This window comes from Parabacteroides sp. KHUB-02 (genome assembly GCF_056640955.1).
This window is the reverse complement of record NZ_JBWQEV010000001.1, coordinates 3,858,900-3,872,276: the sequence shown is the minus strand read 5'-3', so window position 1 is coordinate 3,872,276 and position 13,377 is coordinate 3,858,900. Positions and strand designations below refer to the sequence as shown.

General features: G+C 49.5%; 14 protein-coding genes. 10 read left to right on the top strand and 4 right to left on the bottom strand.

Features of this window, described 5'->3' with window-relative positions; all coding sequences use genetic code 11:
- Window positions 1–57 precede the first annotated feature (57 nt).
- The 4 genes from ACYIA1_RS16685 to ACYIA1_RS16670 form a co-directional block, all read right to left on the bottom strand.
- Window positions 58–1,620, bottom strand: a complete 1,563-nt coding sequence (locus tag ACYIA1_RS16685) for an ATP-binding protein (protein WP_005863597.1) — start codon at window positions 1,618–1,620, stop codon at window positions 58–60.
- 731 nt (window positions 1,621–2,351) lie between these two features.
- The gene (locus ACYIA1_RS16680; protein ID WP_480336325.1) at window positions 2,352–2,660 is read right to left on the bottom strand and encodes a helix-turn-helix domain-containing protein; all 309 of its coding nucleotides are present in this window, start codon (window positions 2,658–2,660) and stop codon (window positions 2,352–2,354) included.
- Between the two features lie 37 nt (window positions 2,661–2,697).
- Complete coding sequence (locus ACYIA1_RS16675; RefSeq protein ID WP_480335991.1) at window positions 2,698–3,015, bottom strand: helix-turn-helix domain-containing protein; 318 nt, start codon at window positions 3,013–3,015, stop codon at window positions 2,698–2,700.
- A 253-nt stretch (window positions 3,016–3,268) separates the two neighbouring features.
- Entirely contained in the window at window positions 3,269–3,466 is a 198-nt protein-coding gene (locus tag ACYIA1_RS16670) for a hypothetical protein (RefSeq protein WP_480335989.1), read from the bottom strand.
- Between the two features lie 37 nt (window positions 3,467–3,503).
- On the opposite strand from ACYIA1_RS16670, the gene ACYIA1_RS16665 reads away from it, so the two are divergent.
- From ACYIA1_RS16665 to ACYIA1_RS16620, 10 genes are all read left to right on the top strand, one after another.
- Window positions 3,504–4,067, top strand: coding sequence for a sigma-70 family RNA polymerase sigma factor (locus ACYIA1_RS16665; protein ID WP_480335987.1), 564 nt, complete (start codon window positions 3,504–3,506; stop codon window positions 4,065–4,067).
- Between the two features lie 47 nt (window positions 4,068–4,114).
- Window positions 4,115–4,528: a hypothetical protein gene (locus ACYIA1_RS16660; RefSeq protein ID WP_480335985.1), complete on the top strand. Its 414-nt coding sequence runs from the start codon at window positions 4,115–4,117 to the stop codon at window positions 4,526–4,528.
- Window positions 4,529–4,940: 412 nt separating this feature from the next.
- Window positions 4,941–5,399, top strand: coding sequence for a DUF3408 domain-containing protein (locus tag ACYIA1_RS16655; RefSeq protein ID WP_480335983.1), 459 nt, complete (start codon window positions 4,941–4,943; stop codon window positions 5,397–5,399).
- Window positions 5,400–5,422: 23 nt separating this feature from the next.
- Entirely contained in the window at window positions 5,423–5,797 is a 375-nt protein-coding gene (locus ACYIA1_RS16650; protein ID WP_480335981.1) for a plasmid mobilization protein, read from the top strand.
- On the top strand, window positions 5,794–6,750 hold the full coding sequence (locus tag ACYIA1_RS16645; RefSeq protein ID WP_480335979.1) for a relaxase/mobilization nuclease domain-containing protein: 957 nt from the start codon (window positions 5,794–5,796) through the stop codon (window positions 6,748–6,750). Before ACYIA1_RS16650 ends, ACYIA1_RS16645 begins: the two co-directional genes overlap by 4 nt.
- Before the next feature lie 52 nt (window positions 6,751–6,802).
- On the top strand, window positions 6,803–7,627 hold the full coding sequence (locus ACYIA1_RS16640; protein WP_480335977.1) for a hypothetical protein: 825 nt from the start codon (window positions 6,803–6,805) through the stop codon (window positions 7,625–7,627).
- Between the two features lie 4 nt (window positions 7,628–7,631).
- Entirely contained in the window at window positions 7,632–8,846 is a 1,215-nt protein-coding gene (locus ACYIA1_RS16635) for a tyrosine-type recombinase/integrase (RefSeq protein WP_480336324.1), read from the top strand.
- A gap of 759 nt (window positions 8,847–9,605) precedes the next feature.
- Window positions 9,606–10,160 carry a UpxY family transcription antiterminator gene (locus ACYIA1_RS16630; RefSeq protein WP_480335975.1) on the top strand — a complete coding sequence of 185 codons (555 nt, stop codon included), beginning with the start codon at window positions 9,606–9,608 and terminating at the stop codon, window positions 10,158–10,160.
- Between the two features lie 15 nt (window positions 10,161–10,175).
- The gene (locus ACYIA1_RS16625; protein WP_480335974.1) at window positions 10,176–10,973 is read left to right on the top strand and encodes a polysaccharide biosynthesis/export family protein; all 798 of its coding nucleotides are present in this window, start codon (window positions 10,176–10,178) and stop codon (window positions 10,971–10,973) included.
- 12 nt (window positions 10,974–10,985) lie between these two features.
- Window positions 10,986–13,376: a GumC family protein gene (locus tag ACYIA1_RS16620; RefSeq protein ID WP_480335972.1), complete on the top strand. Its 2,391-nt coding sequence runs from the start codon at window positions 10,986–10,988 to the stop codon at window positions 13,374–13,376.
- The last annotated feature ends 1 nt before the right edge of the window (window position 13,377 follow it).

Sequence of the window (13,377 nt, the reverse complement as noted above, 5' to 3'; positions counted from 1 at the left end):
ATTCTTTATAATGCGCAAAAATAGTATTTTATTTGAGAACACCTTCACGAAGAGGCATCAAAAATACAGCCAACGACTAATATTACGTTCTATAGCGCTAAATTCCACGCCAACCTTTATCAACTTACGCCCATCCGCCTGATAGGGAACCAAATAACCTTTCTCATCGATTTGCCATATGGCTTCCTCGGCGGTTCCGTTCAACTTGAACTCAAAGACGTAAATGTATTTTGGTGTTTTAACCACCGCATCCGCACGTCCTCTGGCACTTCGCACCTCCGCCTCAGTAAATTGCCCCATCAACTTAAAGACCAAATAGAAAACCACTTGATAATGACGTTCGGTCTTATCATTCAACTCATACGGGAAATCAGCGAAGAAAGCTTGGAGACGGGAAAGGAAAGCATCTATATCCTTTGTCCGTAATTCTTGTACAAATTTACCAATATAAAAACTCTGCTCTTCCTTGGAAATGGAGGTATAGTAAGGGACTAAGAAATTAATAAAACCATATTTTACTTCTTCGTTCGGAAATTCCAATAAATAATTACGAAATTCCCGATCATAATCCTTTATCGTCAAATATCCACTCTGATAAATCAACGGAATCGGATTATTGGTGTTTACTCGATATTCAGTGAATGAAGCAGCAGGCGCCTCGATACCATCTATCAAAAGCCGTAAATCATAATTACTTTTACGGAGGAGGCTCACCAAAAAGGTCGGCGTACCCGTCTGAAACCAATAACTCTCCAACTCCAGCTTATTGAACGCATTCAGTACACTGAACGGATTAAACACTCCCACTCCATCTTGATGAAAATGATACCCATCATAATTACGTTCCATCCGCTCTACCACCTCAACAAACGACCAATTATTCTTTTTCCCGAAGGCTTCTATCTCCGGTACAAAATTCGTCGCTAACTCTTCCCGTGTTATGCCACAAAGCGTTGCGAATTGCCAGTCCATGCTAATATCGTTCAACTGGTTCAAGTCACTAAACACGCTAACTTGAGAGAACTTTGTCACCCCGGTTAGGAATACAAAGCGCAAATAGCGATCCGCACTTTTCAACACCCCATAGAACGCTTTCAACATTAGGCGATACTCCTCTTGCAATTTCTCATTATCAAATGATTGCAAAAGAGGCTTATCATACTCATCCACTAAAACGACCACCCGTTTTCCTGTCTGTTCACAAATCAAGCGTAACAAGGTAAACAAACGGTCATCAATCGTCTCATCCGCATCACTAGAACCATATATAGCCTCGTAAACAAGCAACTGCCTATCCACAAGACGAATCAGATCCTCCCCTGTATCAAATTTCTTGGCATTCAAATCCAAATGGATCACCGGATACTCAATCCAATCCTGTTCCAACCGTTCGATAGCCAATCCCTTAAACAGATCTTTTCTTCCTTTAAAATAAGCCTCAAAAGTAGAAAGCAAAAGGCTCTTTCCAAACCTACGGGGACGACTTAGGAAAAACGGTGTCTCCAACGAGGCCATCCGCCACACCCATTCCGTCTTATCCACATATACATAATTCCCTTCCCTTATCTTCTCGAAGGTCTGTATACCTATCGGCAGTTTGCGTACGATACTGTTTGTCATTATCTTTTCACTTTTGTTCCAAAGATAATTACTATCTTTGGAAGAATCACATAATCCGCTAAGAATAAAAAGTTTATGCGGATCATCAAAAAACGAGGTAACGAGTTGGCAACCGTTCTGGTTTCTACATACTTGCATCAATTGCGTTGATGTGCAACTCACTTTATGCAAATGTACGATTTTTTACGGAACATGCAAAACACCTTTGATTTTTCTTTTCAGCAACCGTCAAAAACAATTTCCCGGTTTCATATCCCGGTCACAAAGGCGGTACAGTCTCTTTACTATTAAGTAAACAAAGGTCAGGCAGGATTGGGACAGACTGTTACGGTCGTGTCCGCTGCGATTCAAGATAGCCCGTACTTTCCGACAGGAGGCAAGGTCAGGCGGCATAGCCGTTGCGTGGCAAATCTTCCACGGCTTCGCCGAGCGTATTTGCCACGCAAACCCTTGCCCCCGTCGAAAGTCCGGGCAAGATAACGTGTACAGCGGAAACGACCGATCCGACGGGAACAGTCAGAAAAGGATTGCATACAGGAATTACAGTCTGATACCGGGCAGGGGACGACTTTGTGCCAAAGTCCCAAAAGAGGTTCTTTTTTCCAGACGGCAAACTCCCTCACCTCAAAGAAACAGTCTGTGGCCGGCGCACGAAAATGTCCGGCCTTATGCGGACAGTCTTAATGCCCGCAGCCTGCACAAGTGCGTAAAAAAACAGGTAAATGGAATCTTCATCCGCTTCCCCGCGCCTTGCCCACACACCTGTATTCCCGTTCCAACACCTGCTCGATCTCGCTCCTCTTGTACAAGACCTTGCCGCCGAGGACGTAGTAAGGCAGCGTGCCGTTGCTCCGGTACTCTCCCAGTGTTCTGCGGCTGACTTTCAGCATACTCGCCACCTCCTTGTCGCACAGATACTCATCCTTTTGGGGCAAAACCATTCCGTCGGAAATGCCGTCAATCATCACCGACAGCCGGTCGATACGCTCGTGGACGGACTGCATCCACGCGTCATCTTTCGTCTTCAATTCATTATACATACTCATTGTCTTTAGTTGATACCTCTGTTCAATCCCTTCAAATGGTGCGCCCCCTGTAGCGTGCATCCTTGCGTCTGTCCTCCACTTTCGTGACGACACGCTCCACGTCTTCCGGCAGGTAGTAGGTACGGTTGCCTATCTTGGTATAGGCGAGCGTGCCGTTATCACGCAAGGTCTGCAAGGTGCGCTTGCTGATTCTCAGCTTCAGGCAGACATCCTGGTGGTCGAGCCAGCCGCCCGTCCCCTTCACGCCTTTCAGATTCAGATGGGGGATTTCCTCCACCCTCTGTATGAACCGTTCGATCTTCATGGCAAATTCCTCGAACGCCTTCCTTTCAAAACATACGATTTCCATAACAATCCGATTTTATGTTGATACTCCAAATTCATACCATCCGGAGAAACGTTCGCTTGTGTGCCGGTATCACCATATCAGGCAGTCCCGCACCGTCCCCAACCGTTTCCCCGTTGCAAATAAAAGCAGGAAGAACCGTATTACAATGGACCTGTCCGCACATGTCATGTCCTGGCGTGATGTTTCATGACGGATGACATGACGGCATATCAAAATCTTCATTCTGGAGATGCAACGGGGGCAGATGATTTTTTCAGAAGGAAACGACACCCCCGTTTCTTTGAAGCAAAGGTAGCCGCCCCCCACCGGAGCGCAAGGCCAAGCCCTTCGGGTCGGCGGGGAAAAAATCATCCTCACGCTCCGCGCTCCGGTATTTTTTCCTGCCGAGCCTTGACGCCGTTCCGGCGGGAGAACGGCTGTAAGGCATACAAAGAAACAGGAGTGCCTGCACAACAGGCCGGATGTATAACCGATAAAATGAAAGAGATATGGCAACAAAAGACATGAAAGACTTCAACGAATGGTTCAACCGTTCATACGCGAGACTGAAGGAGAGAATCTCCATCTACCACGGGAAAACAGACGAGGACGTGTTCCACGACGCCTACCTGGTAGTCAGGAAGCAGGTGATGTTCTCAAGGGAAGGGATAGAGAACTGGGAATCCTATTTTTTCGGCTGTTACCGGAAAATGGTGCAGGCCGGAACGAGGGACAACAGCCGTTACTCCTGCCCCGGTGACGAGTATTTCATCACGCTGGGAGAAACGGACGACAGGGAAGAGACGGAGGAACGGGAAGAGATGCTTACCGGGTGCGACATGCTGGTAAGGGACATACAGAAGTTCCTCAGGCGGCATTTCTCCTACGAAGACTACCGGATGTTCATGCTGCGCTTCTACGAGACGGGCAGCTCGTTCCGTACCATCGCCAAACACATGGGCGAGAAGACATCGGTGATAACCCGCCGGGCACAGGTCATGCTGGAATCCGTCCGAGCCAACCGGACGTTCACAGCCCGGAGGAGGATGATTGCAGCCGGAGACGCGGCATGATGATGACTATATAATAATGTATAACAAACCAATAAAAAAAAGTTCCTATGAAACTGACAGTTTACAACAAGAGCAATTCCCACCCGGCACTGACCTACAAGGGCAAGCGGGTGATCACGGTATGCCGCGACGGCAGCATGTACCTCAGCAGGATATTGAGCAACGAGCTCAGCCTTCATGCCGGCAACCGGCTGTGCATCGCCCATGACGAGGACAGGCCGAAGGATTGGTACATGTTCGTATCCGATGACGAGAACGGCTTCACGATCTGGAACGACCCGCGTTGCGCCCGTTTCTCCAACAGCTTCATCGCCGGGATGATACTCGACGCTGCGAAAGTGGAGAAATGCGCGGGATTCATGGTGGCGAGAGACCCGGTAAGGGTGGACGGCAAACTCTGCTACAGGATCATCCTCGACAACCCGATACCGAAGGGATTAAGGGCCATCGGCGCGAGATAGGCACCGGACCACGACAAAAAAAGCGGAAGGGGCATCCGGCAGCAGGTAGAAATACCCGTTGTCGGATGTCCCTTTTCTCGTGCACCTGAAAAAACATAATAACATAATAAAATATGAGGCTGTCCTTATAACGAACTAACCAACCAACATTACAACCAACTAACCAACCAATGTTACAACCAACTAACCAACCAACATTATAACGACCTTATAACTGCCCGTTCAACCTGGGCAGAACCGGGAAGCCGTCACCGTTCCTGAACCTGTCTATAAAGCAACGCCTCACATAATAGCCAGCCTAAGCCCAATAATTTGTACCTGAGCATGATATGCGTTTCTTTTGCAGCCGACAATAGTCATGTTGTGTTGGCAACATCGACCTCTTTATTAACCATTCAAAAATCAAAGGATAATGAAAAAGAGACAAGAAGCAGAAGCAAGTGGCGGGCAGCGCAGGCTTCCGCCGGAGGAGTACCACAACACCTTCATGCGGCCCTACAGGATTGAAGACCGCAAGCTGGTTCTCATCAACCGTAAATTACGTGACACGCTCGACCGTTTCGCCTGCAAGATTGGCGGAAACCGCATGAGCCTTTCAGGTTTATTGGAGAATACCGTCCGGCATCACATCAGGTTCTATACCGGGGATTTTGAGTTTTGTAAGAAGCTGCAAGTCCTTATTTCCATTCAATTAAAAGGCCTTCCGGCGGGATTCCTTTTTCGGGGGCCTAAAAATGGAAACTTTCATTTTTTGGGCAATAGCGAGGTTATCTTTCGGGCATCCCGAAAACCCCGCTCCACTCCCGGAGTCGTGGAGGCAATCAGCTCCCAACGGTCGCAGATTGTAAGACGCATCATTACAGTAAAATGACTAATCACAATAAACCGGGTAGTATGAGTAACAAAGATAAAATCAAACCGAGAGGGAGACCGAAAGCAAGCGGTATCCGCAAGCTTTCCAAATCCGTAACGGTAAAGTTCTCCAGGATTGATTACGAGCGGTTGCTGCATCGTAGCAGACAGGCGAACAGAAGCCTTGCGGAGTTTCTCCGGGAATCGGCTTTCAACGCACAGATAGTGGCGAGGCATTCGACGGAGGAAGTAACCGTCATGCGTAATCTTGTGGGAATGGCGAACAACTTGAACCAGCTGACCAAGTTGTCGCATCAGATAGGGTTCTACCGAACAAAGAATGTCGTAATGGAATTACTCGAAAAATTGAAAGTGATCATGAACGAATATAAAATCGTGGAAAGGAGGAAAACATGATAGGTAAGATAAGGAAAGGCACATCCTTTGGCGGCTGTGTCCGCTATGTGATGGGAAAGGACAATGCGGAAATCATCGCATCCGACGGTGTCCTGTTGGGCAATAACCGCGAAATAACGGACAGTTTCAACTACCAATGTCTGCTTAACCCGAAGATAAAACAGCCCGTCGGGCATATCGCATTAAGCTTCAAACCGGAAGACAAGCCGGTATTGAGCAATGAATTTATGGCTAAAATAGCATTGGAGTATATGGACTTGATGGGGATAAAGAATACCCAGTTCATATTGGTAAGGCATCACAATACGGACAATCCGCATTGCCATCTGGTCTATAACCGCATCGGATACGACGGAAAGGTAATCTCCTCGCAAGGTGACTACAAACGGAATGAGATTGCCACAAAGAGACTTAAAGACAAGTACGGATTGACCTACGCCGATGACAAGGGCAAGACCAACGTGGAGAAACTGCGCGACTCGGAACGTGTTAAATACGAGATTCATAATGCCGTGAAGAAAGCGTTGAAACACTCCAAGACATGGGAAGAGCTTGTGGCCGGTTTAGCCTTGCAGGGTGTAAAGCTGGAATTTGTCGGAAGAAGCGGTAAAATGAAAACCGCCGGTGACATTCAAGGCATCCGCTTTACCAAAGACGGCCTGACATTCAAAGGCTCGCAAATCAGCAGGGAGTTCAGTTTCGCCAAATTGAATGCCATTTTGGGCGGAAACAATCCGGAAACCGGACAGGATTTTGAGGTTAAAAAGCAAAAACAAGAGCCGATGGAATATGGCAGACAAGTACAAAGTCCGCTAAACAACGCTCTTATTGAAAGCAACGGATTGGGACTGTTTTCCTCTTTTGGCGAGTCTGTTCCGGAAGAACGGATTCCGTATGACGAACTGTTGCGCAAGCGCAAGAGGAAAAAAAAACGGAAAGGGCTGGGATTATAAGTCCCCAAAAAAATCAATTATTAAAGTGTAAAACATTAAAATCAATGAAATTATGAAACAGGACGAGCTCATGGAAAGCATCTACGGATGCCTGGAGAGAATCGAAAATAAGATAGACGGTCTGTCCATACCCCAATCGGCGGACGGTAGTTTCGAAACGGATAACAGCGTAAACGGGGTTGCACTGCAAGAAATTACACAAGAACTGAATACCTTAAAGACTGGGTTCAGACGTGTCCTGGAGGCCCTTGTCATGATCAAGGGCGATACCGCGAATTTGCTGAAAAGGAACTCCATGCCGGACAAGTTCATGGAAACCCTGTCCGTATTGAAGGGCGAACAGCAAGAGAACCACAAGAGGCAGGGCGAGTTTCTGGAACAATTTACCAATACGGAGGCGGAAACCCTGCGACAGATATCGGAGAGGATGGAGTCGCTTTCCGCCTCCGTTAGGAACAGGATGGACAATCCCGATATTGTCAGTCACAGACATAGCATCAGCATAGATACGCCCTATGTATTCTGGACCATAATCATATTGGCAGCATACTCGATAGTCGCATCGGTTGCTCTCTATCTCGAAAAGCGGCCCGATTACGACCGCATGGACAACGATTTGAAATACCGCTACATCAAGATGAAGGGTGAAGCCACCCCGAATGAGATATCAGAGTTGGAAAATATCTTTGAACCTGACCGTGACAACGCCAGGATTGAGATGGTACGTGAGGATGTGGAGGCATACGAGGACGCCGTCCGGAAGCAGGCCGCCCTTGCCGAGCAGGCACGCCTGAAAGAACAAGCCGCAAAGGAGCTGGACGACAAGGCAAGGTCCATCAAGGGCAAGCCCATTCAGACGGACAAACTTGAAAAGTAAACCTATGGCAACAGTAAAAATCAAGTTCAGATCCTCCTCGGTGGGCGGCAAGGAGGGTACGGTTTATTACCAGGTGATTCACGCACGTGTGGCAAGACAGATCAGCACCTCATACAGGCTGTTCCCCGCCGAGTGGGACAGGAGGCGGTCCCGTATCGTCGTCACTCCGTCCGATGGGGGAAGACGGCAATACCTGTCGCTGCTGGAGGGAAAGATAATGGAGGATACCGACAGGCTGGAGGGTATCATCACAACCCTGGAACGGAAAAGGGAGGCTTTTACGGCCGACGACGTGGTTTCCGCTTTCAACGGCGGAGATTGCGGCTTGTCTTTCCCTGTCTTCATGCGGGAGGTCATAAACGGTCTGAAACGCCTAGGCAAGATACGGACCAGTGAGACCTACACCTCCACCCTCAACAGCTTCATGCGGTTCATGGAAGGGAGGGATGTGTTACCCGACGATATGGATTCCGACCTGATGGTCGCGTACGAGGCATGGCTGGAATCGGGCGGGGTTTCCATGAACACCGTTTCCTTTTACATGCGCAACCTGCGGGCGGTATATAACCGTGCCGTGGAGAAGGGGCTTACCGTCCAGCGGTTCCCTTTCAGGCATGTCTATACCGGAGTCGAGAAGACTACGAAACGGGCGGTACCCCTGCATGTGATAAAACGGCTCAAGTCATTGGACCTGTCACTTGAGCCCGCAAAAGCCTACGCGAGGGACATGCTGCTCTTCAGCTTCTATACAAGGGGGATGTCCATGGTCGATATGGCGTTCCTGAAAAAGAAGGATCTTGACAACGGCATCCTCTCATACCGACGGAAGAAAACCGGCCAGCAGCTCCTTATAAAATGGGAACCGTGCATGCAGGAAATCGTGGACCGTTACGACATCCCCGGATCCCCGTACCTTCTTCCCGTTATCGGCAGACCGGGCGCAGACGAGAGGAAACAATATATCAACGCCTCCCACCGTATCAACAGGCATTTGAAAGCCATAGGGAAAGAACTGGGGATGTCCGTCCCCCTGACTCATTACGTGGCCCGCCATTCCTGGGCCAGCGCGGCCCGGAGCAAGAACATTCCGATCTCGGTGATCAGCGAGGGTATGGGACACGATTCGGAGACTACAACGAGGATCTATCTGGCCTCATTGGATACCGCCACTATTGATAAGGCGAACAGGTTGATCCTGAAATCCTTGCAGGAAGGATAGGATACCAGGCAGAAAGGTATTCTCTTCCCAAGAGATGAACAACCGGATGCAAAATTACTAAAAATCCGGAGATAGCCTTTTATGAACGGCAAAAAAGATGCTCCTTTTCCGAAAAATGCCCGGCAGAGGAGAGTCTTTTGTTGAGCAAGAAAGGCTTTCCATCAGATATCACACGATGTAAATGGTTGATAGCCAGCATATATGAATCAGACACCTTTAAATATTCATCTCTTGGGAAGAGAGTATCGGAAAACGAGCCTCCTTTTGGTGAGGATTTGTCGGAAAAAATCCGGAGATATGTGTAGGAGTGTCACGAGGATGTAGCAGTGTTGAGTAAAAATCATCGTCTCTCCGTAAGAGATGAATAATCGGGTGCAAAGTTATGCAAAATATTGAGAATGACCACAAAAATGAGTAAAAAATGACAATAAGACACGGGCCGATTCTTGAAATCGCCAAACAGATTGTTGAGCGAACAGTTTTTTGGAAAAAGGCAAAGTGTTTATTATCAGATTGTTTTATTCATATATGTCGCATTATTCATCTCTTACGGAGAGAAGTGCATGAAGACAGGCACGAAAGCGCCTTGAAAAACCGTCCGACAGAAGGGCGGGCAGACGCTGGTTGACTATGAGAACCGGGCAAGGAAACGAAAACGGGGAGAAATCCCCAACTTTTATGAGGAACGTCGATAACTGCTTGATTGGTAGAGAGATTTACGATCGTGCAGGATTGATAAATATGTCCTGAAGCGAAAAGATGGCCTCCCAAGGGAATGATGAAAAGAAACAGTGGTACGTGATGCGCGACCTGAAAAGGACTAACGCCAGACGGCCCGCCTACCAGCTGCTAAAGGAAAAGAAGATGGAGGTCTTCGTCCCGATGAAGTGGCATCTGGTGACACGGGGGGGCGTGCGTGTCCGTGAGGAAGTGCCGTTCATACAGGACCTGCTCTTCGTTCATGAAGCACAGGCAAACCTTGATGCCGTCGTGGGAAAGACACCAACCCTCCAGTACCGTTGGCTGCGCAATACCTGGCGAGAGCCGATGACCGTGGCCGATGCGGAGATGGAGCGTTTCATCCATGCCGTCAACATTTCTGAGTCCCCCAAGTATTACCTACCGGAAGAAATAACCCCTGCCATGTATGGACGCAAGATCCGTATCATGGGTGGACCTCTCAACGGATATGAGGGCGGTCTGATAACCGTCCGTGGTTCCAAGGTAAAGCGTCTGTTGGTCGAACTGAAAGGGTTTCTTGCCGTGGGCGTGGAAGTCGAACCTGAGTACATACAATTTGTAGAGAAACTATAGTTTTTACCCGATACAATGAAATTTTGTAATATTATCATCGTGGCGGCATCTGTCTTGGCCTTAGCCTCATGCTCCACACCCAAACAGATTTCCTATTTCCAGGACATGCGTCCCGGGGAGAGCGAGCTGGCACTTGCCGTCCCGACGGAAATCAAAATCCAACCCAAAGACAAGTTATCAATACTGATTAACAGTCAGGATTTAAGACTGACAAATTTGTTCAATCTTCCGATTGTCAGTCAACAAGTGGGACAAGAAAATGCAACGAGCCAGAACAGGGGACTTTCCGGCTACACGGTCAATTCCAAGGGCGACATCGATTTCCCCGTATTGGGTGCGCTCCACGTGCAGGGCATGACTCGTGAGGAGATGGCCGCCTATATAAAAAAGGAGTTGCAGTCGCACGACCTCATCAAAGATCCGGTGGTGACAGTGGAGTTCATGAACCTGAGCGTTGATGTCATGGGTGAGGTGAACCGCCCCGGGCGTTACAACATTGACAAGGATCACCTCACCATCCTTGATGCATTGAGCCAGGCCGGAGATCTGACCATCCACGGCAAGCGCGAGAAAGTATTGGTGTTGCGCACGGAAGAGGGAAAACAGCGTGTTTACGGCATCAACCTCTGTTCCGCAGATCACCTATATTCATCGCCGGTCTATTACCTGCAGCAAAACGACGTGGTGTATGTAGAGCCGAACGACACCAAGGCACGGCAGTCCACGGTGAACGGTAACAACATCCGCAGCACCTCGTTCTGGATTTCCTTGGCCTCGTTGTTGACATCCATTGGCATATTGATATTTAATTAAAACGCATCAATTATGGCTGTTATACAGAAAAAGAAACCCATACAAAATCAGCAAGAGTCAATCAGTTTACAGGATTTGTTTTACCTCTGCCTCGGCAAATGGCACTGGTTCATAATATCATTGGCGGTGTGCCTTGGCACCGCCGTCTGGTACCTGCTCACCACACCTCCCGTGTACACCCGCTCCGCGTCCATCCTCATCAAGGACGATTCCAAAGGGAAGTCCGCATCCGGTGACATGGAAACGTTCGCCGACTTCGGGCTGTTCACCTCCAATACCAACGTGAACAACGAGATGGGCACCTTGCAGTCACCCGACCTGATGCGCGAGGTGGTGTCCCGTCTGCATCTGGACATGGATTACAAAGTACCCGGACATTTCCACCGCCAGACAGTCTATGGACGGCAGCTTCCCGTCAACGTCAGCATCAGCGACCTGCCCGAGAACGAATCCGCCACGTTCACCTTACAACTGTCGGAAGGTGGCAAGGTCACTTTATCCAACATTGAGCGGAACGGTGAGAGCATCGGCGAAACGGACTTGAGAGGAAATTTGAACGATACCCTCCCAAGCGACATCGGGAAGATTGTCATCACCCCGACCTCCTACTACACGGATGGCACGGATATCCAATTGTATGTGTCACGCCTGCCCTTTGGTAGTGCCACTTCCGCTTACAGTGCCGACCTGGTCGTGTCGCAGACCGACGAGAAATCCAACATCATCAGCCTCTCGTTCAAGGATGTTTCCACCCAACGGGCGGAAGATGTGCTGAACACCCTGATAGCAGTCTATAACGAGAACTGGGTGCGGGATAAGAACCAGATAGCCATCAGCACGTCGAAGTTCATCGACGGACGGTTGGGGGTCATCGAGGGCGAATTGGGCAATGTGGACGATGACATCTCCTCCTACAAGAGCGAGCACTTGCTGCCCGATGTACAGGCCGCCGCCGGCATGTACATGGCGGCGGCGAGTGAGGCCAATGCCGCCATCAAGGAACTGGACAACCAGGTCTACATGGCACGTTATATACGCAACTACCTGACAAACAAGAGTAACGACTCCCAGTTGCTACCCGCCAATTCCGGCATAGACAATCCGGGCATCGCCACGCAGATCAGCGAGTACAACAGCAAACTGCTGGAGCGCAACAGCCTCGTGTCGCACAGCAGCGAGAAGAACCCGTTGGTGGTGGAGATGGACGCTTCCCTCTCCGCCATGCGGAGCGCGTTGCTCACCTCCATCGACAACCAGTTGGTTACCCTGAACGCCCAGATAAGGAGCCAGCGGAGTTACAGCGGACAGGCCACCTCGCAGATTGCCTCCAACCCGCAGCAGGCCAAGTACCTGCTCTCGGTAGAACGACAGCAGAAGGTGAAGGAGTCGCTTTACCTTTACCTTCTGCAGAAACGTGAGGAGAACGAACTGTCGCAGGCGTTCACCGCTTATAACACCCGTATCATCACCATGCCGGGCGGAAGCATGATACCCACCGCACCGGTAAAGAAAAATATCCTTTTGGTGGCTTTCGCCTTGGGACTGCTCATTCCCGTGGCCATCATCTTCATCCGTGAGAACATGAACACCGTTGTCCGTGGTCGTAAGGATCTGGAGAATATGACCATTCCCTTCGTGGGCGAGATACCGCTTGCCTTCCGCAAGAAGGGCAGATGGTATGATCGTAAAACAAAGACAAAAGAGAATAAGTGTGCAATCGTGGTCAAGGAGAAGAGTCGCAATGTCATCAACGAGGCATTCCGTGTGGTGCGCACTAATCTGGAGTTTGTCGTGGGGAAGGAACGGGAGTCGAATGTCATCATGCTTACCTCGGCCAATCCGGGCAGTGGCAAGACATTCATCACGTTCAACCTCGCCACCAGCCTCGCCATCAAGGGAAAGAAGGTAATTACCATTGACCTCGACCTACGAAAAGGCTCGCTCAGCGAATATGTGGGCAGCCCCAAAGAAGGCGTCTCCAATTACCTTATCGGAGAGATGAGGACCTGGAAAGAAATCGTCCGCAAGCCGGAGAACGGCCAATTGGACATCATTCCCGTAGGCATGATACCACCCAACCCCACCGAACTGCTGTTCGCAGAACGGTTGGAGCAACTGGTAAACGACCTGCGCAAGGAGTATGACTATATCTTCATCGACTGCCCGCCGGTGGAAATCGTGGCCGATGCCGCCATCATCAACATGCTGGCGGATATCACCCTCTTCATCGTCCGTGCCGGTCTGCTCGACCGGGGCATGTTGCCGGAGATTGAGAAGTTCTACACCGACAAGAAATACAGGAACATGTCTATCGTTCTGAACGGTACGGATGGTGGTAGCGGACGCTACGGCTACAAGTACGGATATCACTACGGGTATGCCGGCTATACCAAAGAAGAATAAC

Excerpts from the sequence above, each read along its gene's own strand:
- ACYIA1_RS16665 (WP_480335987.1), top strand. The coding sequence starts at position 3,504 with ATGGCAACAAAAGACATGAAAGACTTCAACGAATGGTTCAACCGTTCA.
- ACYIA1_RS16640 (WP_480335977.1), top strand. The coding sequence starts at position 6,803 with ATGAAACAGGACGAGCTCATGGAAAGCATCTACGGATGCCTGGAGAGA.
- ACYIA1_RS16630 (WP_480335975.1), top strand. The coding sequence starts at position 9,606 with ATGGCCTCCCAAGGGAATGATGAAAAGAAACAGTGGTACGTGATGCGC.
- ACYIA1_RS16685 (WP_005863597.1), bottom strand. The coding sequence starts at position 1,620 with ATGACAAACAGTATCGTACGCAAACTGCCGATAGGTATACAGACCTTC.
- ACYIA1_RS16645 (WP_480335979.1), top strand. The coding sequence starts at position 5,794 with ATGATAGGTAAGATAAGGAAAGGCACATCCTTTGGCGGCTGTGTCCGC.
- ACYIA1_RS16620 (WP_480335972.1), top strand. The coding sequence starts at position 10,986 with ATGGCTGTTATACAGAAAAAGAAACCCATACAAAATCAGCAAGAGTCA.
- ACYIA1_RS16680 (WP_480336325.1), bottom strand. The coding sequence starts at position 2,660 with ATGTATAATGAATTGAAGACGAAAGATGACGCGTGGATGCAGTCCGTC.
- ACYIA1_RS16655 (WP_480335983.1), top strand. The coding sequence starts at position 4,941 with ATGAAAAAGAGACAAGAAGCAGAAGCAAGTGGCGGGCAGCGCAGGCTT.
- ACYIA1_RS16635 (WP_480336324.1), top strand. The coding sequence starts at position 7,632 with ATGGCAACAGTAAAAATCAAGTTCAGATCCTCCTCGGTGGGCGGCAAG.
- ACYIA1_RS16660 (WP_480335985.1), top strand. The coding sequence starts at position 4,115 with ATGAAACTGACAGTTTACAACAAGAGCAATTCCCACCCGGCACTGACC.
- ACYIA1_RS16675 (WP_480335991.1), bottom strand. The coding sequence starts at position 3,015 with ATGGAAATCGTATGTTTTGAAAGGAAGGCGTTCGAGGAATTTGCCATG.
- ACYIA1_RS16625 (WP_480335974.1), top strand. The coding sequence starts at position 10,176 with ATGAAATTTTGTAATATTATCATCGTGGCGGCATCTGTCTTGGCCTTA.
- ACYIA1_RS16650 (WP_480335981.1), top strand. The coding sequence starts at position 5,423 with ATGAGTAACAAAGATAAAATCAAACCGAGAGGGAGACCGAAAGCAAGC.